The sequence below is a fragment of the Caballeronia sp. SL1002 genome (genome assembly GCF_057814995.1).
In genome coordinates this window covers 2169893-2194622 of the sequence record NZ_JBYMUW010000002.1, presented here as the reverse complement: position 1 = coordinate 2194622, position 24730 = coordinate 2169893, and the positions used below count along the sequence as shown (strand labels likewise).

Below are 24730 nucleotides of genomic sequence, written 5' to 3'. Positions count from 1 at the left end.
AGACAACTGGAAACTCCTTCTGCACCTATTTCGCGCCGAAAGGGGACAACCCTTCTTGAAATTGTCAAACGGCGTGCCATATAATTGGCACTCGTCGCACTAGAGTGCTAACAAGATTTCCGTCCGGTGGCATGGGCTCGGCTCAACAGCATGCCGGATGGGTTTTCCCGCGTTTCTTCAGTCTCAATCAAGAGAGGAGTGTGTATGAATCTTCGTCCTTTGCACGATCGCGTCATCGTTAAACGTCTGGATCAGGAAACCAAGACTGCGTCGGGCCTCATCATCCCCGAAGCTGCAGCCGAAAAGCCGGATCAAGGCGAAATCCTGGCCGTCGGCCCGGGCAAGCGCGATGACAAGGGTACGCAGAACGCCCTCGACGTCAAAGTGGGCGACCGCGTGCTGTTCGGCAAGTATGCCGGCCAGACCGTCAAGGTCGACGGGCAAGAACTGCTCGTGATGCGCGAAGAAGACATCATGGCCGTTCTGGTCAAGTAAAACCCTTCCAAGTACGTTCGGCTTCGTGCGCGCTTAGCGATTGATCCACGATCTCGCGGCGGCGGCGCAAAGCCTGAAAAAACTGAAACGAATCAAGGAGTTTGGATATGGCAGCTAAAGACGTCGTGTTTGGCGATTCCGCACGCGCAAAGATGGTCGAAGGCGTGAACATCCTGGCCAATGCAGTCAAGGTCACGCTGGGTCCGAAGGGTCGCAATGTCGTGCTCGAGCGCAGCTTCGGCGGCCCGACGATCACGAAGGACGGTGTTTCGGTCGCGAAAGAAATCGAACTGAAAGACAAGCTCCAGAACATGGGCGCGCAGATGGTCAAGGAAGTGGCTTCCCGGACCAGCGACAACGCCGGCGACGGCACGACGACGGCTACGGTTCTGGCCCAGTCGATCGTCCGCGAAGGCATGAAGTACGTTGCATCGGGCATGAACCCGATGGACCTGAAGCGCGGCATCGACAAGGCCGTGACGGCTGCCGTCGAAGAACTGCGCAAGATCAGCAAGCCGTGCACGACCAACAAGGAAATCGCTCAAGTCGGCGCGATTTCGGCGAACAGCGACACGTCGATCGGCGATCGCATCGCTGAAGCGATGGACAAGGTCGGCAAGGAAGGCGTGATCACGGTGGAAGACGGCAAGTCGCTGGAAGACGAGCTGGACGTCGTGGAAGGCATGCAGTTCGACCGTGGCTACCTGTCGCCGTACTTCATCAACAACCCGGACAAGCAAGTCGCGCTGCTCGAAAACCCGTTCGTGCTGCTGCACGACAAGAAGGTTTCGAACATCCGTGACCTCCTGCCGGTACTGGAACAAGTCGCCAAGGCTGGCCGTCCGCTGCTGATCATCGCTGAAGATGTCGAAGGCGAAGCGCTGGCTACGCTGGTGGTGAACAACATCCGCGGCATCCTGAAGACCGTTGCTGTCAAGGCTCCGGGCTTCGGCGACCGTCGCAAGGCGATGCTCGAAGACATCGCCATCCTGACGGGCGGCCAAGTGATCGCCGAAGAAACCGGCCTCACGCTCGAAAAGGCAACGCTGGCTGAACTGGGCCAGGCGAAGCGTATCGAAGTGGGCAAGGAAAACACGACGATCATCGACGGCGCAGGCGAAGCCACGACCATCGAAGCGCGCGTGAAGCAAGTTCGCACGCAAATCGAAGAAGCGACGTCGGACTACGACCGTGAAAAGCTGCAAGAACGCGTGGCCAAGCTGGCAGGCGGCGTTGCAGTGATCAAGGTCGGTGCTGCGACCGAAGTCGAAATGAAGGAAAAGAAGGCACGTGTCGAAGACGCACTGCACGCAACGCGCGCAGCGGTGGAAGAAGGCATCGTGGCAGGCGGCGGCGTTGCGCTGATCCGCGCTCGCAAGGCGATCGAAGGTCTGAAGGGCACTAACGCCGATCAGGACGCAGGTATCAAGATCGTGCTGCGCGCGATGGAAGAGCCGCTGCGCCAGATCGTCACGAACGGTGGCGAAGAAGCCAGCGTCGTGGTGGCAGCCGTTGCAGCCGGTCAAGGCAACTACGGCTACAACGCGGCAACCGGCGAGTACGTCGATCTGGTCGATGCAGGCGTGGTCGATCCGACGAAGGTGACGCGCACGGCACTGCAAAACGCGGCGTCGGTGGCGGGTCTGCTGCTGACGACGGATTGCGCTGTGTCGGAACTGCCGAAGGAAGATGCTCCGATGGGCGGCGGTATGCCCGGCGGTATGGGCGGCATGGGCATGGACATGTAATTTCGGCTTAAACCGGAATGGCATGACGGTGCGGGATTCTTCGGAATCGCGCACTGGACAAGCGAAAAACCCGCGAGACACTCGCGGGTTTTTTTATGCGTGCGCGGTTCTCAACAGCCATGTGAACCGTCAAGCTCGCGCTATTTCGCGTTTTGCACGCGCATCTGCTCGGCGACGGCTTTGTAGTCGTAGGTCGGGTAGAACTCGGTCCGGTAACCGCCCAACGCGGTGGTTTCAATCGCGCGGTTCACGTCGCGCAATTTATCGGCGGGGACGCGCAGCGTCACGACCTGGCCAATTCCCATCATCACGTACCACGACACCACCTGCACGCCGGGCGGCGGGAATGCTTTGAAAAAGCCCTGATCCTTCAGTTGCTCGTTGATCTTGCCGAGCGTCTTCGATTGATCGTGCTTGAGGAAAATGGTCAGCAGGAAAGTGCCGTCGCCTGCCGGTACGGCGTTCTGCGGTGCGTTCTGCGGTGCATCTTGCGCGAAGGCCGATCCCGAAAAGAGCAGGGCAGCCGCCAGACCGAACGTGGCGATCCATTTGCGTCGTGTACGCATCGAGTGTCTCCATCGGATAAAAACGGGTGAGTTCAGCCCGGCGCGACCGGACTCGCCAGATGCAGCCGGCTCGTCAGGCGCAGCGCGTTGGGCTGCGCGCAACCTTCGGCGGTGTTGTCGAAGATGCACCAGACCTCGCGCGCCTTCTTCGCGCGCGCCTGCATGCTGTGCGCGAGCGCGTCGAGATACGGATAGTCGTAGGACGAACGGTATAGATCCGGCGAGCCGTGCAGCCGGAAATACGCCAACGACGGGTCCGCGCGATGGCGTATTTCGCAGCCGTCCGGCTGCGGATCGGCATCGACATACGCGATGCCGTGCGATTTCAGCGCTTCCGCCGAACTCTTCTGGAACCAGCTTTCGTGACGCGCCTCGCACGCGACCGGCAGCGCCGTTCGCGCGCGCAGCGCCTCGAAGAACGGCACAGCGACGGCGGCATCGAAGACGAGCGTGGGCGGCAGTTGAACGAGCCAGCAGCCGAGTTTGTCGCCGAGACCGGTCGCATTGGCGAGGAATTCGTCGAGCAGCGTGTCACAGCCGACGAGCCGCGCGTCGTGCGTGATCGCCTTTGGCACCTTGACCGAGAACCGGAACGACGCCGGCACGCTGTCGCGCCAGCGCACATAGGTTTCGGCGCGATGCGGTTTGTAAAAACTGGAGTTGATTTCGACGCAGGTGAGCACCTGCGCGTAGCGTTCGAGGTGCGAGCCTTCCGATGGAAAGCTCGCGGCGACGGCGTTCGACAATCCCCAACCGGCGCAGCCGACACGCATCGCGCCGTGCGGCGCGGGCTTATGCAGATGAAGCGATCGATTTGGCATCGGTCGTTGGCAACGCAATGGACGGCGGTTTAGGGAAGGCCAGCGCTTCGGTGACGCATTTTCAGTGCCGGGCTTCCCCCGGCGCGGCAGGCGGCAAATCGACGACGGCGGGCGGCGTTTCGTCGTCGGCGTCGTTCGAGCGCGCCCAGAAGAAACGGTCCGGCAAATACGCGCCCATGCCCGGCCGGAACGCGGCCCGAGTGGCCTGGAACAGATATTCCTGCGCCTCGCGTGCGGCTTCGGCCGGTTCCTGGCCGTTCGCGAGCAGCGCGGCGATGGCCGAGCCGAGCGTATCGGTCAGGCCCATGATGCGATTCGGCCCGCGATCCCAGATGTCCTGGCGGATCTGGCCTTCCTCGCTGTAAAGCGTGTTCACATGCCGATGCGTGCCGGTTTCCGTCGCGAGAATGTATTCGCAGCCCTGCGCCAGAAGGTGGGAAATGGCGGCGTCGAGGCTGGGCGCTTCGGCGTCGCCGTCCGGCTGCGCGAGTTGCAGCAGCGTGGCGTGATCGGCGACCAGCATGGTGGTCTGCGGCACGAGGAGATCGGCGAGCGACTCGCGGAGTTCGTCGGCGGCGAGCACGTGTTCGTCGTCGAGCGTGAAATCGGGCGCGAGGATGAGCGGGACGTCGTCGTAGTCGGCCACCACTTCGGCGATCGCGCTGACCACTTCCGCGCGCGTCGCCGCGCCGATCTTGAACGCGGCGACCGGCATGTCTTCCAGCAGCATGCGCGCCTGCGTCGCGACGGTGTCGGGGTCGAGGCCGGTCACTTCGTCGCAGGTCGCGGAGTCGCGCACCGTGTAGCCGGTCAGCACGGACACGCCGTGGCAGCCCATGCTCGCGAGCGTGAGCAGGTCGGCTTGCAAGCCGGACCCGCCCGTGGGATCGGAGAGGGCGAAGGTGAGGACGATCGGAGGGGTGTCGCTGGGCATGACAAAAGCGGACATGTATTTGGGTCTGGCAAGATTGCGGCAGCCGCCGAGGAGTAAAGCCGAAACGGCGCAAACGTCCCGATTATGCGGCCTAACGCTACGGCGGGGCGCGCTTTCCAGACAAATTTCCGACGAAATCGCTCGTATTTCGCCACTTTGTGGGAACGTCTGCCATTCCCGGTCAACGACGGCGCGCGAGTTGTCCGGACAGCGACCTGAGGCCGCGGCCAGCGCCGGGTCGCTAGGCATCGCGACGGCTTCACGGTACCATCATGACCTTAATTTCAACCGATGTTTCGACGCGTATAAGTATGGAATATAGAAGCTGGATGTGCCTGATCTGCGGCTGGATCTACGACGAAGAAGCGGGTTTGCCCGAGGAAGGCATTGCGCCGGGTACGCGCTGGGAAGACGTTCCGATCAACTGGACGTGCCCTGAGTGCGGCGCGCGCAAGGAAGACTTCGAGATGATCCAGATCTAACCGAGGCCGATGCCCCGCGCCGCATGCATGTCCGTCGATCCGGCCGTCATGCGGCGCGCGTATTTTTGCCGGATTCCGTCTGCGCTGGATCGCGTGGACGAGTCACGACCGAACGCACCGTGCGTCTCAGCAAGATGCCGGGCGATTGACAGAGAGGTCTTGCCCATTTTCGGGCCTGACGGCGGCAACGGCGCGCGGAGTCGAACCCAGCGCCGTCTCGCCGTGATGCAGTTCAACCTGCGCGGCGGTTGCTCGCGGCGCAGCTCGTGAGCGCTTCCATGACATCTCCAACCGGTATTGCCGATTCATTCGAAGCGTTGCCCAATCCGCGCGGCGGTGCCGTGCGTCTGGCCGAACGCGCGCTCGCCGATGCCCAGCATGCGTTCCAGCGGCAGGGCGACACACTCGGCGCACTGCGTCGGGCGATCAACGCGTTGCACGCGGCCGGCTGGCAGACCGCGCAGCAATTTGCCGAGACGCTCGCGCTGGTCGCGCCGCTCGGCGAGGTATCGAATGGCAGCCGGGCGCGTTTTGCCGATGCCCTGCGCGATTTCGGCGCGGCAGTCGAGCGGCGCAACCTGCGCGAACTGGCGTGCTCGACCACGCTCTTCGGCCACTATCGCGCGCTCAACGCGCTGATTGCCGCCCACACGCGCGCCGCGCCGGTCGCTTTCGACGATCTCGCGCTCGGCGGCCGCGCCATCGCGCCCGCGACGCTGCGGCCGATCGCGTCGGAACGTCTCGCCCGCGTGCGCGCCCACTACGAGCGCGCGCTGCTCGTTTTGCTGCGCAGCCCATCGAACACCACCCCCGGCACGGCTGATAACGACGCTGAATCGTTTGGTCGGCTCGACGAATGTCTGCAGGAACTGGCCGGTCAGGATCCGTATGACTTTTGGCGGCTCGCAGCAAGCACTGTGCGTTCGCTGCGCACGCGCGCCGCGAACGAACCGGTCGAGAGCGTCGCGGAGAATAGCGCGAATGCGAACGCGAATGCGTCCGCCGACGCCAAGCGTCTCTACGCCCGTTTCAACTTGGTACTCGCCGATCAGGCGCACGCGTCGTCGTATGCGCCGAAATCGCTGGTCCGCGCGACGCTCGCGCTGCTGTGGCGCGATCTGGCGCTTGGCGGGGCATCGGCGGACGACGCTGCGCACGTCGATGTTCTGCGCGATTACGGCCTGACCGTTGACTGGCACGTTGCGGCAACGGAGGCATCCGACGCAGCATGGAAGGCGGGCGCGAGCGAAGCGGGCGCGCCTGGCGATACCGCAACCGAAATCGCGACGCGCGATCTCGGCGTGCTGCGCGTGAACGCCGCCGCCTACGAAGATTTCTTGCAGGGCGCGGAAACGTCGATCGACGTGCTGCTTGCGCGCGGCAACGAGGCGCGGGAAGGCGCGGCCGTGGACGAACACGCCGCGCTGCATGCCGCGGACGCGTCGTATCGGCTGGGCGCGGCGGCGTGCGCGCTCGGGCTCGGCCATGTCGCGCTGCTCGCCGATACGCTCGGCCTCGCGTGGCGGCGGATCGCCTATGAAGGCGCGAACGGCCAGAACCTGCACACACTCGACCCCGCCGTGCCCGAGCGCGCCGCGCAGACGCTCGGCGCGATGCTGCATCAGGCGGCAGCGGGCATTGCGCCGTCGGAAGCCGGCGCGTCGGTCGCGGCCCTGACCGTGATGATCGAGCGTCCCGCGCCGATCCGCTGAACGCGTTTTACTCGCGCGGCGCGGCGGATTTCACGACGTCGTAGCGCAGGAGCGTGCGCTTGCGGGCGACGTCGTGATCGACGATGGGCAGCGGGTAATCCGCACCCAGCGAGAGTTTCGCGGCCTTCAGCGCATCAGGTTTCGAGCGCCACGGCGCGTGGATATCGCGATCGCCGAGCGTCGCGATTTCCGGCACGTAATGGCGGATGAACTTACCTTTGGCGTCGAATTTCTCCGACTGCGTGATCGGATTGAAGATGCGGAAATACGGCTGCGCATCGCAGCCGCTCGACGCCGCCCACTGCCAGCCGCCGTTATTCGACGACAGCTCGAAGTCGTTCAGCAGCGCCTCGAAATACGCTTCGCCACGCCGCCAGTCGATCCCCAGATCCTTGGTCAGAAAACTCGCTACCACCATGCGCAGCCGGTTGTGCATATAGCCGGACTGGTTGATCTGGCGCATCGCCGCATCCACCAGCGGATAACCGGTCTGTCCCGCGCACCACGCGGCGAAATGGGCGTCGGCGGCGTCGCCTTGTTCCCACTTGATGCGGTCATATTCCGGCTTGAACGCGCGATGATCGCCCGGCACGCCGACATGTGGAAAATGGTGCAGCACCGAAAAATAGAAGTCGCGCCAGACCAGTTCCGACAACCACGTTTCCGCGCCTCGATTGCCATGGCGCTGCGCGTCGTGGGCGCTGCGCACGAGGGCGCGGATCGAAATGGTGCCGTGCCGCAAATGCACGCTGAGATAGCTCGGCCCTTTCACCGCCGGGAAATCGCGGGTGCGGTCGTAATCGGCCATGCGGTCGAGGAAGTCGTCGAAAAGCGTGAACGCACCCGATGAACCCGCTGGCAATGCTGGCGCGTGGCGCGCATCGAAACCGAGCGCGGCAAGCGTCGGAATCGCGTGCTTTACGTGGCCGGGCGGCCGGCCGAGCGCATTCAGATGATCCTCCGACGCATACGGCTTAAGCGAATCGGGCGTAAGCGACGCGAGCCAGTTACGCTTGTAGGGCGTGAACACGGTGTACGGCTTGCCCGCGCCCGTCAGGATCTCGTCGCCATCGAAGATGGTCTGGTCCTTGAAGGTGAAAAACGCGACATCCGCGCTCGCGAGCTTTTGCCCGACCGCTTCGTCGCGGGCTTTCGCGGACGGTTCGTAGTCGCGATTCGCGAACACCGCGCTCGCGCCGCACTCGCGGGCGAGCGCGGGAACCTCGTCGAGCGGCACGCCGTGGCGCACCATCAACGCGCCGCCCGCGTCGCGCAACACCTGATCCAGTTCAACCAGGCTCGCGTGAATGAACGGGACGCGCCGATCGTTTTCCGGCAACGAACCGATGATTTCGCGGTCGAAAACGAAGGCGCACAGGACCCGGCGGCAGCGTGTAAGCGCGTGATAGAGTGCAGCATGGTCTGCCACGCGAAGGTCTCGTCGAAACCAGACAAGCCCCAGGTCAAAGTCGGCCATCTCGTATCGCCTTTGCTAAAATCCGAATTATGTCCAAGACTTCCGATCGCATCAATTTGACGAATCAGTTCCTGATCGCCATGCCAAGCATGGCCGATCCGACGTTCTCGGGAACCGTAGTCTACCTTTGCGATCACAGCGAGCGCGGTGCGCTCGGCCTGGTGATCAACCGGCCGACCGATATCGACCTCCAATCGCTTTTCAATCGTATTGACCTCAAGCTGGAAATCGAGCCACTTGTGCATCTGCCAGTCTATTTCGGCGGCCCGGTGCAGACCGAGCGCGGCTTTGTGCTGCACGAACCGGCGGAAGGCGACGCGTACACGTCGTCGATGAGCGTGCCCGGCGGCCTCGCGATGACCACGTCGAAGGACGTGCTCGAAGCGGTCGCGAGCGGCAAGGGTCCCGAGCGTTTCCTGCTCACGCTCGGCCACGCCGGCTGGGGCGCGGGGCAACTCGAAGAGGAAATCTCGAAGAACGGCTGGCTGACGGTGGAAGCCGATCCGCGCATCGTTTTCGACGTTCCCGCCGAGGAAAAGCTCGAAGCCGCGCTGTCGCTGCTCGGCGTGTCGCTCTCCATGCTCTCGGGCGAGGCCGGCCACGCATGACGGGTGACGCATGAACGCGGCCACGTTGCTCGCGTTCGATTACGGTGAAAAGCGCATCGGCGTCGCGGTTGGCAATACGCTCACGCGCCACGCGCGCGCGCTCGTCGTGCTCGAAAACCGCAATCGCGAATACCGTTTCGAAGCGCTCGGCAAGCTGATCGAGGAATGGAAGCCCGATGCGATCGTCGTCGGCATGCCGCTGCATCCGGACGGCGCGCCGCACGAAATGAGCGCGCAGGCGAAGCGCTTCGGCAATCAGGTGAACGGCCGCTTCAATCTGCCGGTGAGCTGGGTCGATGAACGCTATTCGTCGGTCGAGGCGAAAGCGGAGTTGAAGCGCAGCGGCGCGAAGCCCAACGCGCGCGGCCGTTTCGATGAAATCGACGCCGAAGCCGCCCGCATCATCCTTCAACAATTCCTAGACGGACTAGCCGACGACCATGAGTTCCATTGACGCCGAGGCGTTGTATCGCGTGCTGCTCGACCAGATTCGCTTGGCGCGCGGCGAGTCGCTGGCGAGTCCTGGCGGCGCGGTGCTGGTCGGCATTTACAGTGGCGGCGCGTGGCTCGCCGAGCGGCTGGCGAAGGATCTCGGCGCGGCGGAATTCGGCGTGGTGAACGTCTCGCTGCATCGCGACGACTACGCCAAAAAAGGTCTGCACAGCCAGGCCAGCCCGACTTCCTTGCCGTTCGCGGTGGATGGCCGCGAAATCGTGCTGATCGACGATGTGCTCGCAACCGGGCGCTCCGTGCGCGCGGCGCTCAACGAACTCTACGATTACGGCCGCCCGGCCTCCGTCGAACTCGGCGTGCTGGTCGATCGCGGCGGCCGCGAACTGCCGATGGCGGCGCGCTACGTCGGCTCGACGGCCGACGTCCCGGCCGACGCCAATCTCGTGCTCGCCCGCAACGCCGACGGCGCGTTCGCGTTCGAAACCGAAGTCCGCGCCGGCTGAACGCGCGGCGCGCGGTTAAAAATCTTCAAGCGATATTCAGGACCGACATGAACACCGTCACTCAGGGTTCTGCCGAGAGCCGCGCGCCGGACCCGTTCCGCTACGGCTTTCTCAAGGGCAACCCGCAACTCACGAAAAATGGCGAACTGAAGCATCTGCTGACCATCGAAGGTCTGCCGCGCGCTATCGTCACGCATATTCTCGATACCGCCGAACAGTTCGTGAGCGTCACCGACCGCGAAGTGAAAAAGGTGCCGCTCCTGCGCGGCAAGTCCGTCTTCAACCTCTTTTTTGAGAATTCGACGCGCACGCGGACCACGTTCGAGATCGCCGCGAAACGGCTTTCGGCGGACGTGCTGAATCTCAACATCAACGCGTCGTCGACGAGCAAGGGCGAGTCGCTGCTCGACACCATCAACAATTTATCCGCGATGCACGCCGACATGTTCGTCGTGCGCCATGCGTCGAGCGGCGCGCCGTATCTGATCGCCGAGCATTGCGCGCCGCATGTGCATGTGATCAACGCGGGCGACGGCCGTCATGCACACCCGACGCAAGGGCTGCTCGACATGTACACGATCCGTCACTACAAGCGCGATTTCACGAATCTGCGCGTGGCGATCGTCGGCGATATCCTGCATTCGCGCGTTGCGCGCTCGGATATCCACGCGCTGACCACGCTCGGCGTGCCGGAAGTGCGCGCGATCGGGCCGCGCACGCTGCTGCCGAGCAATCTCGACCAATTGGGCGTGCACGTTTATCACAATCTCGACGAAGGCCTAAAGGGCGTCGACGTGATCATCATGCTGCGGCTGCAGAACGAGCGCATGAGCGGCGCGCTGCTGCCGTCCGCGCAGGAATATTTCAAGAGCTGGGGCCTAACGCCCGAGCGGCTCGCGCTCGCCGCGCCGGACGCGATCGTGATGCATCCGGGACCGATGAATCGCGGCGTCGAAATCGACTCGCAAGTGGCCGACGGGCCGCAATCGGTGATTCTGAATCAGGTGACGTTCGGCATTGCCGTGCGGATGGCGGTGATGGGCATCGTGGCCGGGAATAGCGACTAACAATGAAGATCCATATTCAGGGCGGCACGCTCATCGACCCGGTGGCCGGCACGTCGGCCAAGACGGACGTTTTTATCTCGGGCGGTGAAATAGCGGCTATCGGCGCGGCGCCCGCCGGATTTCAGGCGGACAAAGTGATCGACGCGGCGGGGCTGACGGTTGCGCCCGGTTTCGTCGATTTGAGCGCAAGGCTTCGCGAGCCGGGCAACGAACACCGCGCGACGCTCGAATCCGAGATGGCGGCGGCGCTCGCGGGCGGCGTGACGAGCCTCGTGTGTCCGCCGGACACGGACCCCGTGCTCGACGAGCCGGGTCTCGTCGAAATGCTCAAGTTCCGCGCGCAAAAACTCGATCAGGCGCATGTCTATCCGCTCGGCGCGCTGACCGTCGGTCTCAAGGGCCAGGCGATCACCGAAATGGTGGAACTGACCGAGGCGGGCTGTATCGGCTTTTCGCAGGCGGATTCGCCCATTCTCGACACGCGCACCTTGCTGCGCGCGCTGCAATACGCGACCACCTATGGTTACACCGTGTGGCTGCGGCCGCAGGACGCTTATCTGGCGGACGGCGGCGTGGCGGCGAGCGGCGCGGTCGCGTCGCGGCTGGGGTTGTCGGGCGTGCCGGTGTCGGCGGAAACCATCGCCCTGCACACCATTTTCGAACTCATGCGCGTGACGGGCGCGCGCGTTCACCTGTCGCATCTGTCGTCGGCGGCGGGCGTCGCGCTCGTGCGCGCGGCCAAGGCCGAAGGGCTGCCGGTGAGCTGCGATGTGACGATCAACCATGTGCATCTGATCGACGTGGATATCGGCTATTTCGATTCGCAATACCGGCTCGATCCGCCGCTGCGTTCGCAGCGCGATCGCGAAGCGATCCGCGCGGGTCTCGCGGACGGCACGATCGACGCGATCTGTTCCGACCACACGCCGCTCGACGACGACGAAAAGCTGCTGCCGTTCGGCGAGGCGACACCGGGTTCGACCGGGCTGGAACTGCTGCTGTCGCTGACGGTGAAATGGGCGCGCGAAGCCAATGTGCCGCTTGGAAAAGCGCTGTCGCGCATCACGACGGCACCCGCCGACGTGCTGAAACTGCCGGCGGGGCGGCTCGCGGCGGGTTCCGCAGCGGATGTGTGTCTTTTCGATGCCGACGCCGAATGGCGCGTCGATCCACGCAAGCTGAAAAGCCAGGGCCACAACTCGCCGTTCCTCGGCTACGAACTACCGGCTTGCGTGCATACGACGATCGTGTCGGGCCGTATCGCGTTCGAGGCGCGCTGACGATGGCGTTCGGCTGGCGCAAGACGCGGCTCGCTGCTCATCTGCTCGCGGGCATGTGGACTGTCGCGACGCGCTTTCCGGGTGCGACTGCCGCCACGCGGCTCGAACTGAACCGCGCGTGGTCGCGCAAGATGCTCGCGCTGTGCGGAATGAAACTGGTGGTCCATAACGACGCCGCGCGGCTGGATGCGGGCGTGCTGGTGGTCGGCAACCACATTTCTTGGATCGATATTTACGTGATCAACGCGTGGCGGCCGACGCCGTTCGTGTCGAAGGCGGAGATCCGCAATTGGCCGCTGGTCGGCTGGCTGGCGCAGCAACTCGGCACGGTGTTTATTCAGCGCGAAAAGCGCAGCGACGCAAAGCGGATCATGCACGAGCTCGCCAACCGGCTGTCGAGCGGTGAAATCATGTGCGTGTTTCCAGAGGGCACGACGTCGAGCGGCGCCGCGCTCCTGCCGTTCCACGCGAATCTGTTTCAGGCGGCGGTGTCGGCGTCGTCGCCGGTGCAGCCGATCTGTCTGATGTACGAAGATGCGAACGGCCGGCAGTCGCTCGCCCCCGCCTATATCGACGATCTGACGCTCGCCGATTCACTCCACGCGATGCTGCGCGCCGCGCCGCTGACCGCGCATCTTTACGTGTGCGATGCGCTGGCGCCGGGTGCGGATCGGCGGCTCCTGGCGAGCGAGGCGCAAGCGGCGATCGAAACCGCGTTGCGTTCGATGCGCGGCGAACCGGCGCTGCGACCGGCTGCGGTTGCCGTCGAGCCGCTTGCGCCGTAGCGGTCGGCCTGACCGTTCAGGTTTTCGCGCCGCAGTTCACCTGGAAGACGGTGCGCGCGGCGGGATCGGCGGTGAGGCGCACGGCGGTGAGCTTGTTGCCCCACACGCAGCCCGAGTCGAGACAAATTACGTTATCGCGCATCAGGAGGCCGAGCGCCGCCCAGTGGCCGAACACGACCGTCACGTCTTCCGTGCGCCGGCCCGGCACGTCGTACCACGGCAGATATCCGGGCGGCGCCGATTCCGGCCCGCCGTTCGCCGCGAACTCCATCTCGCCTTCCGGCGTGCAAAAACGCAGCCGCGTGAGGGCGTTGTAGGTCACGCGCAGACGCTCGATACGCGTCAGTTTGCCGCTCCAGCTATTCGGCTCGTTGCCGAACAAGGCGGCCAGCGTCTCGATCCAGTCCGGCGCGCGCAATGCCCGTTCGAGTTCACTGGCGAGTTCGAGCGTCAGTGCCACATCCCATTGCGGCAAAACGCCCGCGTGAACCATCAGCATGCCGTGCTCGAAGTGAGCGAGCGGCTTGTGGCGCACCCATTCGATGAGATCGGCGGCGTCCTTCGCGGCCAGGATTTCGTCGATGGTGTCGCCTTTCTTCGGTTTGCGCAGTCCCGCCGCGACCGACAGCAGATTCAGGTCGTGATTGCCCAGCACGACCGTCGCCCGACGCCCAAGCGCGATCACGTCGCGCAGGGCGTTCAGCGATTCCGGGCCGCGATTGATGAGGTCGCCCGCGAACCAGAGCGGCGTCTCGGGGGTGGGCGCGGCTTTGCGCAGGAGGCGTTCGAATGGCTGGCGGCATCCCTGGAGGTCGCCGAAGGCGAGGGGGGCAACGGTCGCGGATACTTCGTTCATCGGAATGGGCAGGATCCAGGAAAGAGTGCGGAACGACGGCTTGCAACATTATGCGTCACGGAAAACGCCGACGCCGGGGCGGAACGGTTCGCGAGGTCGGCGCCATCGGGCGGTCGAAAACAAAGGCGCGCCGCGGTATCCAAATGTTAGCGGTGTCGTATTTGCACGCGTGGCGCTTATAATTAGTGCCTATTCGACGGAAGTCGGCAGCGTGTATTCCGAGTCAGAACTGCCATAACTTCCGCATGAGCGTGCTTGGAAACGCAATTATTTCCACATTCAGAGGGCCGTGTTGCGGCGCGCAACCGGTTCGAAAAAGAGGGCTTCTATGATTCTCGTGACGGGCGGCGCCGGGTTTATCGGTGCCAACTTTGTGCTTGACTGGCTGCAAGGGTCGGAGGAAGCGGTTCTCAACCTCGACAAGCTGACCTACGCCGGCAACCTCGGGACATTGAAATCGCTGCAAGGCAATCCGAAGCACGTTTTCGCGCGCGCGGATATCTGCGATCGTGCTGCGCTCGATGCCTTGCTCGCCGAGCACAAGCCGCGCGCCATTCTGCATTTCGCCGCCGAGAGTCATGTCGATCGTTCGATTCACGGTCCGGCCGATTTCGTGCAGACGAATGTTGTCGGTACGTTCACGCTGCTCGAAGCCACGCGTTCGTACTGGAACGCGTTGCCCGCAGCCGAGAAGGCGGCGTTCCGCTTCCTCCATGTGTCTACCGACGAAGTGTTCGGCTCCCTCTCCGCGACCGATCCGCAATTCTCCGAAACCACGCCGTATGCGCCGAATAGCCCGTATTCGGCGACCAAAGCCGGCTCCGACCATCTGGTGCGCGCGTATCACCACACTTACGGCCTCCCGGTCCTCACGACCAACTGCTCGAACAATTACGGTCCGTACCAGTTCCCGGAAAAGCTGATCCCGCTGATGATCGCGAACGCGCTTGGCGGCAAGCCGCTGCCCGTTTACGGCGATGGCCAGAACGTGCGTGACTGGCTGTATGTCAACGACCATTGCAGCGCGATCCGCGAAGTGCTCGCGCGCGGCACGCCGGGCGAGACGTACAACGTCGGCGGCTGGAACGAGAAGAAAAATCTCGAAGTCGTGCACACGCTGTGTGATTTGCTCGACCGCATGAAGCCCAAGGCCGAAGGCTCGTATCGCGATCAGATCGCCTACGTGACCGACCGTCCGGGCCACGATCGCCGTTACGCGATCGACGCGCGCAAGCTCGAGCGCGAACTCGGCTGGAAACCCGCCGAAACGTTCGAGACCGGTCTCGCGAAGACCGTCCAGTGGTATCTCGACAATCAGGCATGGGCGGACGAAGTCGCTTCCGGCGAGTATCGGAAGTGGGTCGAAACCAACTACGCCACGCGCGCTTGAGGAACTGAACATGGCGCGCAAAGGCATTATTCTCGCGGGCGGTTCGGGCACGCGTCTCTATCCGATCACGCATGTCGTCTCGAAGCAGCTGCTTCCGGTGTACGACAAGCCGATGATCTATTACCCGCTCTCCACGCTGATGATCGCCGGCATCCGCGACGTGCTGATCATCTCCACGCCCGCCGATACGCCGCGCTTCGAAACCATGCTCGGCGACGGCAGCCAGTGGGGCATGAACATCCAGTACGCGGTGCAGCCGTCACCGGATGGTCTCGCGCAGGCGTTTATCATCGGGCGCGATTTCATCGGCAACGATCCTTCCGCGCTGATCCTCGGCGACAACATTTTTTACGGACACGACCTCGCGAAGCAACTGGAAAGCGCCGACGCGCGGACCGACGGCGCGACCGTGTTCGCGTATCACGTGCATGATCCCGAGCGTTACGGCGTGGTCGAATTCGACAAGTCGTTCCGGGCGCTGTCGATCGAGGAAAAGCCGCTGAAGCCGCGCTCGAACTATGCGGTGACGGGCCTGTATTTTTACGACAACGCGGTGTGCGACATTGCTGCGGGCATCGTGCCGTCGCCTCGTGGCGAACTCGAGATTACCGATGTCAACTCGCGCTATCTTGAGCAAAAGAAGCTCGACGTCGAAATCATGGGGCGCGGCTATGCGTGGCTCGATACCGGCACGCACGATTCCTTGATCGAGGCCGCGACGTTTATCGCGACGCTGCAAAAGCGGCAGGGGCTCGTGGTGGCGTGTCCGGAAGAGATTGCTTACCGCCGTCAGTGGATCGGCGACGAGCAATTGCTCGCGCTTGCGAAACCGCTCGCGAAAAACGCCTACGGACAATATTTGCTCAATCTTCCCAAGGACCTAGTTGCATGGCCATCCAAGTAACCGCCACGGCAATCCCCGACGTCAAGATCATCGAACCGAAGGTTTTCGGCGATGCACGCGGCTACTTTTACGAAAGCTTCAACGCGCGTGAATTTGCCGAACAGGTCGCGCCGGGCGTCGAATTCGTCCAGGACAATCACTCGCGCTCGGGGCGCGGCGTGTTGCGCGGGCTGCACTATCAGATCGAACATGCGCAGGGCAAGCTTGTGCGCGTGGTGGAAGGCGAGGTGTTCGATGTCGCCGTCGATATCCGCAAGAGTTCGCCGACGTTCGGGAAATGGGTTGGCGTGACGCTTTCGCAAGACAATCATCGCCAGCTTTGGGTGCCGCCCGGTTTTGCGCACGGTTTTGTCGTGGTGTCCGAATCGGCGCAGTTCCTCTACAAGACCACGGACTTCTGGTATCAGGAACACGAGCGCAGCATCGTGTGGAGCGATCCGGACATTGGCATCGACTGGCCGATCGACGGCGAGCCGCTGGTGGCGGCGAAAGACGCGGCGGGCAAGCGATTGTCCGAAGCCGAGGTGTTCGCATGAGCACGCTTTCTTCTGAGCGCAAGATCCTCGTCACCGGCGTGAATGGACAGGTCGGTTTCGAACTGGTGCGCTCGCTTCAGGGTCTGGGCCAGGTCGTTGCGATGACGCGCGAACAAGCCGATCTGTCGAATCTCGACCAGCTTCGTAGCATCGTCCAGACGATTCGTCCCGCGCTGATCGTCAACCCGGCAGCCTACACGGCGGTCGATCGCGCCGAGGGCGAGCCCGAACTGGCGATGCGCGTGAATGGCGAAGCGCCCGGCGTGCTGGCTGAAGAAGCGAAGAAGATCGGCGCGGCGTTGATCCACTATTCGACCGATTACGTGTTCAATGGCGACAAAGAAGGCGCGTACGTCGAAGACGATCCGACCGATCCGCAAAACGTCTACGGCCGCAGCAAGCTGGCGGGCGAGCAGGCAATCGCGGCGAGCGGCGTGAATCACCTGATTTTTCGCACGAGTTGGGTGTACGGTGCGCGGGGGAAGAACTTTCTGTTGACGATGTTGCGGCTGGGGGCGGAGCGACCGGAGCTGAAGATCGTCGCCGATCAGTTCGGCGCGCCCACCTGGAGCAACACTATCGCGACGCTCACATCGCATGCCGTCGCGCAGGCGTTCGCCGCGTCCGACTCCGGCGAATGGTGGAGCGAGCGCTCGGGCGTGTATCACCTGACGGCATCGGGCTCGACGTCGTGGCAAGGTTTCGCCGAGGCCATCTTCGACACGGCGGCGCTCGAAAAGCGCCCGCAGGTCACGGGCATTCCCGCGGCGGATTACCCGACGCCGGCACGCCGGCCGTCGAATTCGCGCATGTCGAACGACAAGTTCGCGCGCGTGTTCGGTTTGCGCTCGCCCGACTGGAAGGACGCGCTCGGGTTGTGTCTGGAAGCGCGTTGACGGGCTCGGCGGCGCGTGTGCGCACCGGGTGCGTCGTCGTGTTCTACCGGCCGGATCGCGCATGCGTCGAGCGGGCGAACCGGCTGGCTTCGGTTCATCGTGTGGTCGTGGTGGACAATTCCGAAGAGCGCGTGACGGCTGAAGCGCTCGGGTTGTCGGCTGACATCGCTTATCTTCCGAACGGTGAAAATCTTGGCATTGCGACCGCGTTGAATCAGGGCGTCGGGCGGCTGATCGACGAGGATTTCGACTCCGCACTGCTCTTCGATCAGGACAGTTCGCCCTCGATCGAATTGCTCCAGCAGTTGCCGCTAGTCCTCGCGGACCACGTAGCGCGCGGCGAGCGAATCGCTCTGGTCGGCCCAGCATACGACGACGCCCGCCTTGGCGGAGTGGCCCCATTCGTCCAGTTCCGCTATTTCAAGCTGCGGCGCATTGCGCCGGTCGGCAATACGCCGATCGACGTGGATTTCCTGATTACATCGGGGTCGTGCGTCAATCTGCGGTGCTGGCACGAGATCGGCCCGATGGACGACGACCTGTTCATCGATTTCGTCGATCTCGAATGGTGCGCCCGCGCCCGCCACAAAGGGTTTCGTGTACTCGGCGTGCCGTGGCTCACGCTGACTCACGAACTCGGCGACGAGCCGGTTCAGGTGCTGGGTCGAACTTATCCGATGCACAGCGCCGTGCGGCATTACTACCTCTTTCGCAACGCCGTGGCGCTGATGGCCCGCGGTTACATGCCGTGCACCTGGAAATCGACCGAACTGGTGAAGATGCCGCCGCGGCTACTGATCTACGCGTTGCTTCCGCCGCGCAATGGCGTGCATCTGAAGATGGCATTCAAGGGAATCTGGCACGCGCTGCGCGGCCGCGCAGGTCGGCTGTAACGCGTAACCCGCGAGAAGCGGCAAGGGCGCGCCGCGAAGTTATTCGAACTGCCCGATCCGCGGAGGATCCGAGAGGGCGAACGGTGAAACGTCCGTTTTGACCGTGAGGTTGCGGTTGTACGCGGGATCGTTCGCGATCAAATCCGGCCAGCGCGCTTCCATCCAGCGGACTTCACGCACGAACCGCTGGTATTTGTCGGCGTCCATGTCCGAGCCGCGCGTGGCCGACTCGTAGTGGTACAACTCCGCGTGCGGCGTCCAGACGTTCCGGTAACCGGCCGTGAGCACCTTCAGACAGAAATCGACGTCGTTGAACGCGACCGCCAGTTCTTCGTCGAGTCCACCGACTTCCTCGTAGATCGATTTGCGGATCACGAGGCACGCCGCCGTCACAGCCGAAAGATTCTGCGTAACGACCGCGCGGCCGAAATACCCGAGTTGCCAGCGTCGCAACTGGTGGTGCATATGCCCCGCGACCCCGCCGAGGCCGAGCAGAACGCCGCCGTGCTGGAGCGTATCGTTCGGATACCAGAGGCGAGCGCCGACCGCGCCCGCGCCAGGTTGCGCGGCGAGGCTCACCATTTCGCCGAGCCAGTCGGGCGTAATCACTTCGATGTCGTTATTCAGCAGGCACAGGTATTCGCCGGTCGCTTTCGATGCCGCGCGGTTGTTGAGCGCAGAGAAGTTGAACGGAGAATCGTCGCGCAGCACGCGGATCTTGCTGTTGGCGGCCAGCGCGCCGAAGTAGTCGAGCGTTTCCTGCTTCACGCTGCCGTTATCCACGATCAGGATTTCGTAATCCGGATACTGTGTTTTTTCCAGCACACTGTCGATGCACTGGCGCAGCAACTGGACGCCATCGCGCGTTGGAATGATGATCGACACGCGCGGCGCCGGCGTCGGCACCGCATATCGAACACGCAGTTGTCCGGCTTTGCCGAACGGTTCCTCGACGCTCGCTTCGATGCCGCTGCGCTGCAAATGTTCTTCGATCGCCCGGATTCGCGCCGTGTGCGCATAAGGTTTTTCGCTGCCGCTCTGCGCCGTGCTGCCCGGCATGATGCGCCAGTGGTACAGCACGTGCGGAATATGGACCACGCTGCCGTGACCCGCGATCTCGATGCAGCGCAGCGTCAGATCGTGGTCTTGGCTGCCTTCGAGACCCTTGCGAAATCCGCCCGCTTGCCGCACTAGCGCCGTTTCGTACACGCCCAGGTGCGAGAAGAAGTTCTGCGACAGCACGAGGTGCGGATTCCAGTCCGGCTTGAAGTAGGGCGCGGTGCGCACGCCGTCGACCGTGAGTTTGTCTTCGTCGCTGTAGAAGAGGCGGCCGGCCGGGAACCGGTGCGCGTATTGCGCGACCATGAAGAGCGCGTGTTCGGGGAGGATGTCGTCGTGATCGAGCAGCGCGACGAATTTGCCCTGCGCCAGTTCCAGCGCGCTGTTGCTCGCCTCGGAAATGTGGCCGTTGACCGGACGGACCGTGTAGCGGATGCGCGGATCGGCGGCGGCCTCGGCGAGCACGCGGGCGACTTCGGGGTTCGGCGAGGCGTCGTCGGCGATGCACAGTTCCCATTGCTCGTACAACTGCGCGCGCACGGAGCCGATCATCTCGCGCAGCAGTTTTTCGTCGCTGTTATAGGTCGGCACGACGATCGAGATGAGCGGCTTGTCGGGCAGTGCGGCGATAAGGCGGCGAACCTCGGCGCGCTTTGCGTCGTCGAAGGAATCGAAACGTTCGATCCATGCGTGGTAGCGCTCGTCGGATGGCGGACCGTCCGCGAAACCCATGCCGCTGTTCAATCGCTCCAGCCGGCCGAAGATGCCGCGCGGACCTTCGCGCTTGACGATGGTCCAGTAGTAGCCGAGCGCGCTTGCGAGCCCACCCCGAACCTCCGCCTGACGACGGATGGTGTGCGCCACGCGCGGCGCCATTCGTGCGCACTGGATGGCGAGGCGCAATGGCGCGGTGATGCGCCAGGAAATCGATACGTGCCGATTTTTCGGCTCTTTCTCAAGCCCGGCTGTTCCGGCGAGTTCGTCCCGAACAGGAGCCGCGTCGTTTCCGGATGCTTTGATTTGCTCCTTCGTGTCGTCCGACGCGGTGCCGGGGACCGAATCGCGCTGCGGTTCGTCGGGGTGTTGGCCTGGCGTCATAGGTTAGGCGCGGAGATGTTCGCGTTATTCAGAGCAACGATGATTCGAACGGAGGCCAAGCTTTAAGCTTCTTCCACAGCGTCGCGAACGAACAGAGCAATATTGCTCATCGGCTGGCCGATGAGGCCGGTCGTCACGCTCGGCGATTCCGATTTGACGATCAGTACGTCGTGCACGCAGTCCAGGACCGTGGGAGCGGCGCCGTCGCCGCGGACCTCGGCAATCAATACGGTGAATGCGTAGTCGCCGGGGGGCAGGATGGGCATGTCGAACAAGAATTCTGCGTCCAGTGCTTTCGCGGATTTGGACGTCTGACCCTCGTGCGTTTTGGCAAGCGAAGTGTCATCCCCGAACAGCGTCTGTCCGAGCCGGTCTTTTACAAAGAAGGCTATCACCGGTGTTGTACCGTGTTCCGGTCGCTCGGCGCGAATACTGAGAAGCACCCGTTCACCGCCGACGACCCAATTGACCGGCGAACCTTGCGCGTTGGTCAGACGCGCGGTGGTGATGAGCGGCGTGTCCCGCTGCGTCGGAAGGGCGTGCGGATCGACGTTCAGAGCCGGGGCCGATAGTTCTTCGCGCCTCGGTCCGCCGAAGCGTTGCCGCTGGTCCGCCATTTGTATGGTGGCGTTCAAGCGGGCCGCGGGCGGGCTTGCTTTGCCGTCGCCCGCGCCAAGATCGGCCGGGCTGGCCCACGAGGGTCCGTCGCCCTGTTGCTGCCGATAGAACGCCTCGAAATAGCGGGTGCAGACGTCGTTTGCGTCGCCGGACGCCTGGATCACGCCCCGGTCCAGCCAGATGACCCGTTTGCACAGTCCGCGGACGGCCGACGAGTCGTGGCTCACGAAAAGTACCGTTCCGGTCCGCTGGAAGCGGCGCAGAAAGCGCATGCATTTTTGGGTAAAGAACGCGTCCCCGACCGAAAGCGCTTCGTCGATAACGAGCACGTCGGCATCGACGTGAGCAATAACCGCGAACGCCAATCGGACGAACATCCCGCTCGAATATGTTTTGACGGGCTGATCGATGAATTGACCGATATCGGCGAACGCAATGATTTGCTCGAGCCGCGCGTCGATCTGCTCGCGGGACAGGCCGTGCAGTTGCCCGTTCATATAGATGTTTTCGCGTCCGGTGTACTCGACGTCGAATCCGGAGCCTAGTTCGAGCAGCGCGGCAATGCGTCCATTTGTCTGCACTTCGCCGCCGCTTGGCGCAAGCGTGCCGCAGATGATCTGCAGCAAGGTGCTTTTACCCGAGCCGTTGCGCCCAATGATGCCGACGGTTTCTCCGCGCGCAATCTCGAAGTCGACGCCCTTGATGGCCCAGAACGTCCGCACGCATTGTCCGGCGTGCCGGAAGAGCGCTTGTCGAAACGACGGCACGGGTGCGATCGTTCCCAACAATCCGTAGAGGCTGCGCTTTAGCCGATCAGCGGGTTTTTCATAGGACTCGAATCCCTTGGTCAGCCCGATCGCGCGGATTGCAATGTCAGATGACATCGGCGAATCCCCGGCGAGTCTTTTGAAACCACGCAAATCCCATCCACGCGACGAAGACGGCGATCGCTGTGTATACGCCCCAGCGGCTCCAGTCGATCGGATGACCCCAGACGAGCACATCCCGGCTTTGCTCGATCGGATAGGTCATTGGATTCAGATAAACGAAGGTGCGAAACCGCTCCGGAAGCGATGACACGGGGAAAAATACGGGCGACAGGAACATTAACGCGGTGATCAAGACCCCGATGGTCTGGCCGATGTCACGCAAATATACGCCGGTCGCCGCGAGTGTCCAACTCACGCCCAGAATGAATACGCACAGCGGAGCGAGCACGATGGGCAAAAGAAATGCGGTGGGCGGCACGTTGCCAGCGATGCACCATTCAGCGACGAGCAGGATGAAGACGCTTACGCAAAGATGGAAAAGGGCCGACAGCAAGGTCACGCAAGGAAGGATTTCGAGCGGAAACACGATCTTCTTCACGAAGTTCGCGTGCGAAAGGATGAGTGTCGGCGCGCGGCCGATACACTCCGAAAACAGGTTGAACATGATCATCCCGGCAAACAGGACGACGGCAAACTCACCCTTCGAAGCCGTTTCGGCGCCGCCGCCACCCCAGCGCGACTTGAACACCGAACTGAATACGAACGTGTAGATGCATAGCATTAGCAGGGGGGTCAACAAGGACCAGAGAATGCCGAGGAACGACCCTTTGTAGCGGCCGACCGCGTCGCGCTTGGCAAGATCCAACATGAGGCGCCGGTTTTTCACCAGCGATGCTGCGAGGTATCGCGGCGAAACGCTAAATATATCCATAAGCCGGTCGTCGATTCTCAGTGATATTTTGTCGCGCATCGGGTTCATGGAACCTTCTAAAGACGCGCCGGATGCCTTTTGCCGTGCAGGACGATGACCTGCGTGGAGCTAGCCGACAATTATCTCATACGCGTATCGCGCGAAGCGTTGCGAAGCCGAATCACGACGCGGCGAAATGTAAATGCTGCAACGAAGTCTGAGTCGCGGGATCGGCCTTGCGCCACCCGTGGCCGTGGCGAAAAACGCCAGAACGCCCGTCCCGTCTCGATGACTCCGCCGACTGCGAGGCCAAAGCGGCTGAGCTTTACCCAGTCCATCTCATATTGTGAAATGCATGAAACGAGGTAAAATCGCATTCCCAGTTGGGACTGTGCGCGTGGGGAATCTATGTAGGTCGGCGATTCATCTTCGGCGCGTGCGCTAAATCAATCCTAGGGTTGTTGAGGGCCAAACTTTACATGTCGGAAATTTCAGTGATCAAAGCTTCTGGCATCAGCAAAGGCTTTGCGTCCTACGAGCGCCCAGCCGACCGTCTTAAACGAAGCATGCTCGGCGTTGCGGCTCGATTTTCGCCGCATGCCGCCGGCCGGCGCGCGGCGTTTGCTCGCGCCGATGCGTTGTCCAAGGTTTTTTGGGCTTTGCACGACGTCAGTTTTTCGGTGGCCGCCGGCGAAACGGTTGGCATCATCGGGCGGAACGGGTCCGGCAAGAGTACGCTGCTGCAGATCGTCTGCGGTACATTGGCCCCGACAGCCGGCGACATCCGCGTGCAGGGCAGAGTGGCCGCGCTCCTTGAGTTGGGTTCGGGTTTCGACGTGGAGTACACGGGGCGGGAAAACATCTACCTGAACGCTCAACTTTATGGCCTGTCGCGCCAACAGATCGATCAACGCTACAACGATATCGTGGCATTCGCGGACATCGGCGAGTTCATCGATCAACCCGTCAAGACTTACTCGAGCGGCATGTTCGTGCGTCTGGCGTTCGCGGTAATCGCCCATGTCGATGCCGACATTCTCGTGATCGACGAGGCGCTCGCGGTCGGGGATGCGTTCTTCAATCAAAAGTGCTTCCGTTTTCTTGACGAATTCAGGAAAACCGGCACGATACTTTTCGTGAGCCACGACACCTCGACGATCAAGAAGCTCTGCTCTAAGGTCATCTGGATCGACCACGGCCGCGTCATGAGACAGGGCGACCCCGAGGAGGTATGCACAGCCTATCTCGAAGCACGTTACATTTCGTCGTCCGCCGCAGTGGCGACCCCGGGGATGCATGCAATCGGGAGCACGATTCCAGTCGTCGACGAACGGCGCGACGTCATCAATGCGTCCGCGTTGCGCAACGACATACAGGTTTCGAGTTTCAATCAGCAGTCGCAATCGTTTGGTTCGGGCGGTGCCCGCATCGTGGACGTCGCCCTCGTCGACGAAGCAGGCCGGCGCCTTGAATGGATCGTCGGCGGCGAAAATATAACCTTGCAGGTTTCAGTGGTTGCCGGAGAGTCGCTCGTCTCGCCGATTATCGGATTCTTCCTGAAAAACGAACGCGGTCAGGATCTGTTCGGCGACAACACATTCGCAACTTTTGCGGACAGGCCGGTGTCGTGTGGCGTGAACGACCTGCTGTGCGCCGAATTTTCGTTCGTTATGCCGATATTGCCTGTAGGCAGTTTCACGATCAGCGTTGCAGTGGCCGAAGGGACCCAGTACAACCATATTCAGCTTCATTGGATCCACGATGCGGTTCCGCTTCGGGTGCACAGCTCGCTCGTCCAGCACGCGCTGATCGGTATTGCGATGCTCCGCCTGGGAGTGTCCGAGGCAGCCTGACCTCCGCACCCGAGTC

At 62.8% G+C, this 24730-nt stretch carries 24 protein-coding genes; 16 read left to right on the top strand and 8 right to left on the bottom strand.

The window, feature by feature from the left end; translation table 11 throughout:
* Window positions 1-204 precede the first annotated feature (204 nt).
* Together AC3D25_RS12590 and groL are read left to right on the top strand one after the other, a co-directional pair.
* Window positions 205-495, top strand: a complete 291-nt coding sequence (locus AC3D25_RS12590) for a co-chaperone GroES (protein WP_087669983.1) — start codon at window positions 205-207, stop codon at window positions 493-495.
* 107 nt (window positions 496-602) lie between these two features.
* Window positions 603-2243 carry a chaperonin GroEL gene (gene groL, locus AC3D25_RS12585; RefSeq protein ID WP_488888708.1) on the top strand — a complete coding sequence of 547 codons (1641 nt, stop codon included), beginning with the start codon at window positions 603-605 and terminating at the stop codon, window positions 2241-2243.
* Between the two features lie 140 nt (window positions 2244-2383).
* Here the strand turns inward: groL and AC3D25_RS12580 are convergent, their stop codons facing one another.
* From AC3D25_RS12580 to thiD, 3 genes are all read right to left on the bottom strand, one after another.
* Complete coding sequence (locus tag AC3D25_RS12580; protein WP_488888707.1) at window positions 2384-2809, bottom strand: hypothetical protein; 426 nt, start codon at window positions 2807-2809, stop codon at window positions 2384-2386.
* Window positions 2810-2841: 32 nt separating this feature from the next.
* The gene (locus tag AC3D25_RS12575; protein WP_488888706.1) at window positions 2842-3630 is read right to left on the bottom strand and encodes a DUF72 domain-containing protein; all 789 of its coding nucleotides are present in this window, start codon (window positions 3628-3630) and stop codon (window positions 2842-2844) included.
* A 61-nt stretch (window positions 3631-3691) separates the two neighbouring features.
* A complete protein-coding gene (thiD, locus tag AC3D25_RS12570) occupies window positions 3692-4564 on the bottom strand; it encodes a bifunctional hydroxymethylpyrimidine kinase/phosphomethylpyrimidine kinase (protein WP_488889683.1) in 873 nt (290 codons plus the stop codon).
* Between the two features lie 311 nt (window positions 4565-4875).
* Between thiD and AC3D25_RS12565 the strand changes: the two genes are divergently transcribed.
* Together AC3D25_RS12565 and AC3D25_RS12560 are read left to right on the top strand one after the other, a co-directional pair.
* Window positions 4876-5046 (top strand): rubredoxin, encoded by a 171-nt coding sequence (locus tag AC3D25_RS12565; RefSeq protein ID WP_488888705.1) that lies wholly within the window; start codon window positions 4876-4878, stop codon window positions 5044-5046.
* Between the two features lie 278 nt (window positions 5047-5324).
* Entirely contained in the window at window positions 5325-6758 is a 1434-nt protein-coding gene (locus AC3D25_RS12560; protein WP_488888704.1) for a hypothetical protein, read from the top strand.
* Between the two features lie 7 nt (window positions 6759-6765).
* On the opposite strand, the gene AC3D25_RS12555 is transcribed toward AC3D25_RS12560, so the two are convergent.
* Window positions 6766-8235 (bottom strand): cryptochrome/photolyase family protein, encoded by a 1470-nt coding sequence (locus AC3D25_RS12555; RefSeq protein ID WP_488888703.1) that lies wholly within the window; start codon window positions 8233-8235, stop codon window positions 6766-6768.
* Between the two features lie 29 nt (window positions 8236-8264).
* Here AC3D25_RS12555 and AC3D25_RS12550 point away from each other — a divergent pair, with 29 nt between their 5' ends.
* Genes AC3D25_RS12550 through AC3D25_RS12525 form a run of 6 tightly spaced genes read left to right on the top strand, consistent with a single transcriptional unit; the run spans window position 8265 to window position 12931 of the window.
* On the top strand, window positions 8265-8843 hold the full coding sequence (locus tag AC3D25_RS12550) for a YqgE/AlgH family protein (RefSeq protein ID WP_488888702.1): 579 nt from the start codon (window positions 8265-8267) through the stop codon (window positions 8841-8843).
* A gap of 10 nt (window positions 8844-8853) precedes the next feature.
* Window positions 8854-9297 carry a Holliday junction resolvase RuvX gene (gene ruvX / locus AC3D25_RS12545; protein WP_488888701.1) on the top strand — a complete coding sequence of 148 codons (444 nt, stop codon included), beginning with the start codon at window positions 8854-8856 and terminating at the stop codon, window positions 9295-9297.
* On the top strand, window positions 9284-9799 hold the full coding sequence (gene pyrR, locus AC3D25_RS12540) for a bifunctional pyr operon transcriptional regulator/uracil phosphoribosyltransferase PyrR (protein WP_488888700.1): 516 nt from the start codon (window positions 9284-9286) through the stop codon (window positions 9797-9799). Before ruvX ends, pyrR begins: the two co-directional genes overlap by 14 nt.
* Window positions 9800-9846: 47 nt before the next feature.
* Window positions 9847-10866, top strand: coding sequence for an aspartate carbamoyltransferase catalytic subunit (locus AC3D25_RS12535; protein ID WP_488888699.1), 1020 nt, complete (start codon window positions 9847-9849; stop codon window positions 10864-10866).
* 2 nt (window positions 10867-10868) lie between these two features.
* Window positions 10869-12146 carry a dihydroorotase gene (locus tag AC3D25_RS12530; protein ID WP_488888698.1) on the top strand — a complete coding sequence of 426 codons (1278 nt, stop codon included), beginning with the start codon at window positions 10869-10871 and terminating at the stop codon, window positions 12144-12146.
* Between the two features lie 2 nt (window positions 12147-12148).
* Window positions 12149-12931, top strand: coding sequence for a lysophospholipid acyltransferase family protein (locus AC3D25_RS12525; protein ID WP_488889682.1), 783 nt, complete (start codon window positions 12149-12151; stop codon window positions 12929-12931).
* A 16-nt stretch (window positions 12932-12947) separates the two neighbouring features.
* Here the strand turns inward: AC3D25_RS12525 and AC3D25_RS12520 are convergent, their stop codons facing one another.
* Entirely contained in the window at window positions 12948-13787 is an 840-nt protein-coding gene (locus AC3D25_RS12520; protein ID WP_488888697.1) for a symmetrical bis(5'-nucleosyl)-tetraphosphatase, read from the bottom strand.
* A 328-nt stretch (window positions 13788-14115) separates the two neighbouring features.
* Between AC3D25_RS12520 and rfbB the strand changes: the two genes are divergently transcribed.
* The 5 genes from rfbB to AC3D25_RS12495 are packed head-to-tail and all read left to right on the top strand — an operon-like array spanning window position 14116 to window position 18406.
* Window positions 14116-15177, top strand: coding sequence for a dTDP-glucose 4,6-dehydratase (gene rfbB / locus AC3D25_RS12515; RefSeq protein WP_488888696.1), 1062 nt, complete (start codon window positions 14116-14118; stop codon window positions 15175-15177).
* Between the two features lie 10 nt (window positions 15178-15187).
* Window positions 15188-16081, top strand: a complete 894-nt coding sequence (gene rfbA, locus AC3D25_RS12510; protein ID WP_488888695.1) for a glucose-1-phosphate thymidylyltransferase RfbA — start codon at window positions 15188-15190, stop codon at window positions 16079-16081.
* A complete protein-coding gene (gene rfbC / locus AC3D25_RS12505; RefSeq protein WP_488888694.1) occupies window positions 16066-16617 on the top strand; it encodes a dTDP-4-dehydrorhamnose 3,5-epimerase in 552 nt (183 codons plus the stop codon). The genes rfbA and rfbC overlap by 16 nt, the downstream gene beginning before the upstream one ends.
* Window positions 16614-17513, top strand: a complete 900-nt coding sequence (gene rfbD / locus AC3D25_RS12500) for a dTDP-4-dehydrorhamnose reductase (RefSeq protein ID WP_488888693.1) — start codon at window positions 16614-16616, stop codon at window positions 17511-17513. Before rfbC ends, rfbD begins: the two co-directional genes overlap by 4 nt.
* Window positions 17495-18406: a glycosyltransferase family 2 protein gene (locus AC3D25_RS12495; protein WP_488888692.1), complete on the top strand. Its 912-nt coding sequence runs from the start codon at window positions 17495-17497 to the stop codon at window positions 18404-18406. Before rfbD ends, AC3D25_RS12495 begins: the two co-directional genes overlap by 19 nt.
* Window positions 18407-18445: 39 nt before the next feature.
* On the opposite strand, the gene AC3D25_RS12490 is transcribed toward AC3D25_RS12495, so the two are convergent.
* The 3 genes from AC3D25_RS12490 to AC3D25_RS12480 form a co-directional block, all read right to left on the bottom strand.
* Window positions 18446-20341 (bottom strand): glycosyltransferase family 2 protein, encoded by a 1896-nt coding sequence (locus tag AC3D25_RS12490; RefSeq protein WP_488889681.1) that lies wholly within the window; start codon window positions 20339-20341, stop codon window positions 18446-18448.
* A gap of 284 nt (window positions 20342-20625) precedes the next feature.
* Window positions 20626-22065: an ABC transporter ATP-binding protein gene (locus AC3D25_RS12485; protein ID WP_488888691.1), complete on the bottom strand. Its 1440-nt coding sequence runs from the start codon at window positions 22063-22065 to the stop codon at window positions 20626-20628.
* Window positions 22055-22882, bottom strand: coding sequence for an ABC transporter permease (locus AC3D25_RS12480; RefSeq protein ID WP_488889680.1), 828 nt, complete (start codon window positions 22880-22882; stop codon window positions 22055-22057). Before AC3D25_RS12480 ends, AC3D25_RS12485 begins: the two co-directional genes overlap by 11 nt.
* A 458-nt stretch (window positions 22883-23340) precedes the next feature.
* Here AC3D25_RS12480 and AC3D25_RS12475 point away from each other — a divergent pair, with 458 nt between their 5' ends.
* Window positions 23341-24714, top strand: coding sequence for an ABC transporter ATP-binding protein (locus AC3D25_RS12475; protein ID WP_488888690.1), 1374 nt, complete (start codon window positions 23341-23343; stop codon window positions 24712-24714).
* The last annotated feature ends 16 nt before the right edge of the window (window positions 24715-24730 follow it).

What these genes read in the sequence shown, in the direction of transcription:
- AC3D25_RS12590 (WP_087669983.1), top strand. Translation starts at nt 205, where the DNA reads ATGAATCTTCGTCCTTTGCACGATCGCGTCATCGTTAAACGTCTGGAT.
- groL (WP_488888708.1), top strand. Translation starts at nt 603, where the DNA reads ATGGCAGCTAAAGACGTCGTGTTTGGCGATTCCGCACGCGCAAAGATG.
- AC3D25_RS12580 (WP_488888707.1), bottom strand. Translation starts at nt 2,809, where the DNA reads ATGCGTACACGACGCAAATGGATCGCCACGTTCGGTCTGGCGGCTGCC.
- AC3D25_RS12575 (WP_488888706.1), bottom strand. Translation starts at nt 3,630, where the DNA reads ATGCCAAATCGATCGCTTCATCTGCATAAGCCCGCGCCGCACGGCGCG.
- thiD (WP_488889683.1), bottom strand. Translation starts at nt 4,564, where the DNA reads ATGCCCAGCGACACCCCTCCGATCGTCCTCACCTTCGCCCTCTCCGAT.
- AC3D25_RS12565 (WP_488888705.1), top strand. Translation starts at nt 4,876, where the DNA reads ATGGAATATAGAAGCTGGATGTGCCTGATCTGCGGCTGGATCTACGAC.
- AC3D25_RS12560 (WP_488888704.1), top strand. Translation starts at nt 5,325, where the DNA reads ATGACATCTCCAACCGGTATTGCCGATTCATTCGAAGCGTTGCCCAAT.
- AC3D25_RS12555 (WP_488888703.1), bottom strand. Translation starts at nt 8,235, where the DNA reads ATGGCCGACTTTGACCTGGGGCTTGTCTGGTTTCGACGAGACCTTCGC.
- AC3D25_RS12550 (WP_488888702.1), top strand. Translation starts at nt 8,265, where the DNA reads ATGTCCAAGACTTCCGATCGCATCAATTTGACGAATCAGTTCCTGATC.
- ruvX (WP_488888701.1), top strand. Translation starts at nt 8,854, where the DNA reads ATGAACGCGGCCACGTTGCTCGCGTTCGATTACGGTGAAAAGCGCATC.
- pyrR (WP_488888700.1), top strand. Translation starts at nt 9,284, where the DNA reads ATGAGTTCCATTGACGCCGAGGCGTTGTATCGCGTGCTGCTCGACCAG.
- AC3D25_RS12535 (WP_488888699.1), top strand. Translation starts at nt 9,847, where the DNA reads ATGAACACCGTCACTCAGGGTTCTGCCGAGAGCCGCGCGCCGGACCCG.
- AC3D25_RS12530 (WP_488888698.1), top strand. Translation starts at nt 10,869, where the DNA reads ATGAAGATCCATATTCAGGGCGGCACGCTCATCGACCCGGTGGCCGGC.
- AC3D25_RS12525 (WP_488889682.1), top strand. Translation starts at nt 12,149, where the DNA reads ATGGCGTTCGGCTGGCGCAAGACGCGGCTCGCTGCTCATCTGCTCGCG.
- AC3D25_RS12520 (WP_488888697.1), bottom strand. Translation starts at nt 13,787, where the DNA reads ATGAACGAAGTATCCGCGACCGTTGCCCCCCTCGCCTTCGGCGACCTC.
- rfbB (WP_488888696.1), top strand. Translation starts at nt 14,116, where the DNA reads ATGATTCTCGTGACGGGCGGCGCCGGGTTTATCGGTGCCAACTTTGTG.
- rfbA (WP_488888695.1), top strand. Translation starts at nt 15,188, where the DNA reads ATGGCGCGCAAAGGCATTATTCTCGCGGGCGGTTCGGGCACGCGTCTC.
- rfbC (WP_488888694.1), top strand. Translation starts at nt 16,066, where the DNA reads ATGGCCATCCAAGTAACCGCCACGGCAATCCCCGACGTCAAGATCATC.
- rfbD (WP_488888693.1), top strand. Translation starts at nt 16,614, where the DNA reads ATGAGCACGCTTTCTTCTGAGCGCAAGATCCTCGTCACCGGCGTGAAT.
- AC3D25_RS12490 (WP_488889681.1), bottom strand. Translation starts at nt 20,341, where the DNA reads ATGGCGCCGCGCGTGGCGCACACCATCCGTCGTCAGGCGGAGGTTCGG.
- AC3D25_RS12485 (WP_488888691.1), bottom strand. Translation starts at nt 22,065, where the DNA reads ATGTCATCTGACATTGCAATCCGCGCGATCGGGCTGACCAAGGGATTC.
- AC3D25_RS12480 (WP_488889680.1), bottom strand. Translation starts at nt 22,882, where the DNA reads ATGGATATATTTAGCGTTTCGCCGCGATACCTCGCAGCATCGCTGGTG.
- AC3D25_RS12475 (WP_488888690.1), top strand. Translation starts at nt 23,341, where the DNA reads ATGTCGGAAATTTCAGTGATCAAAGCTTCTGGCATCAGCAAAGGCTTT.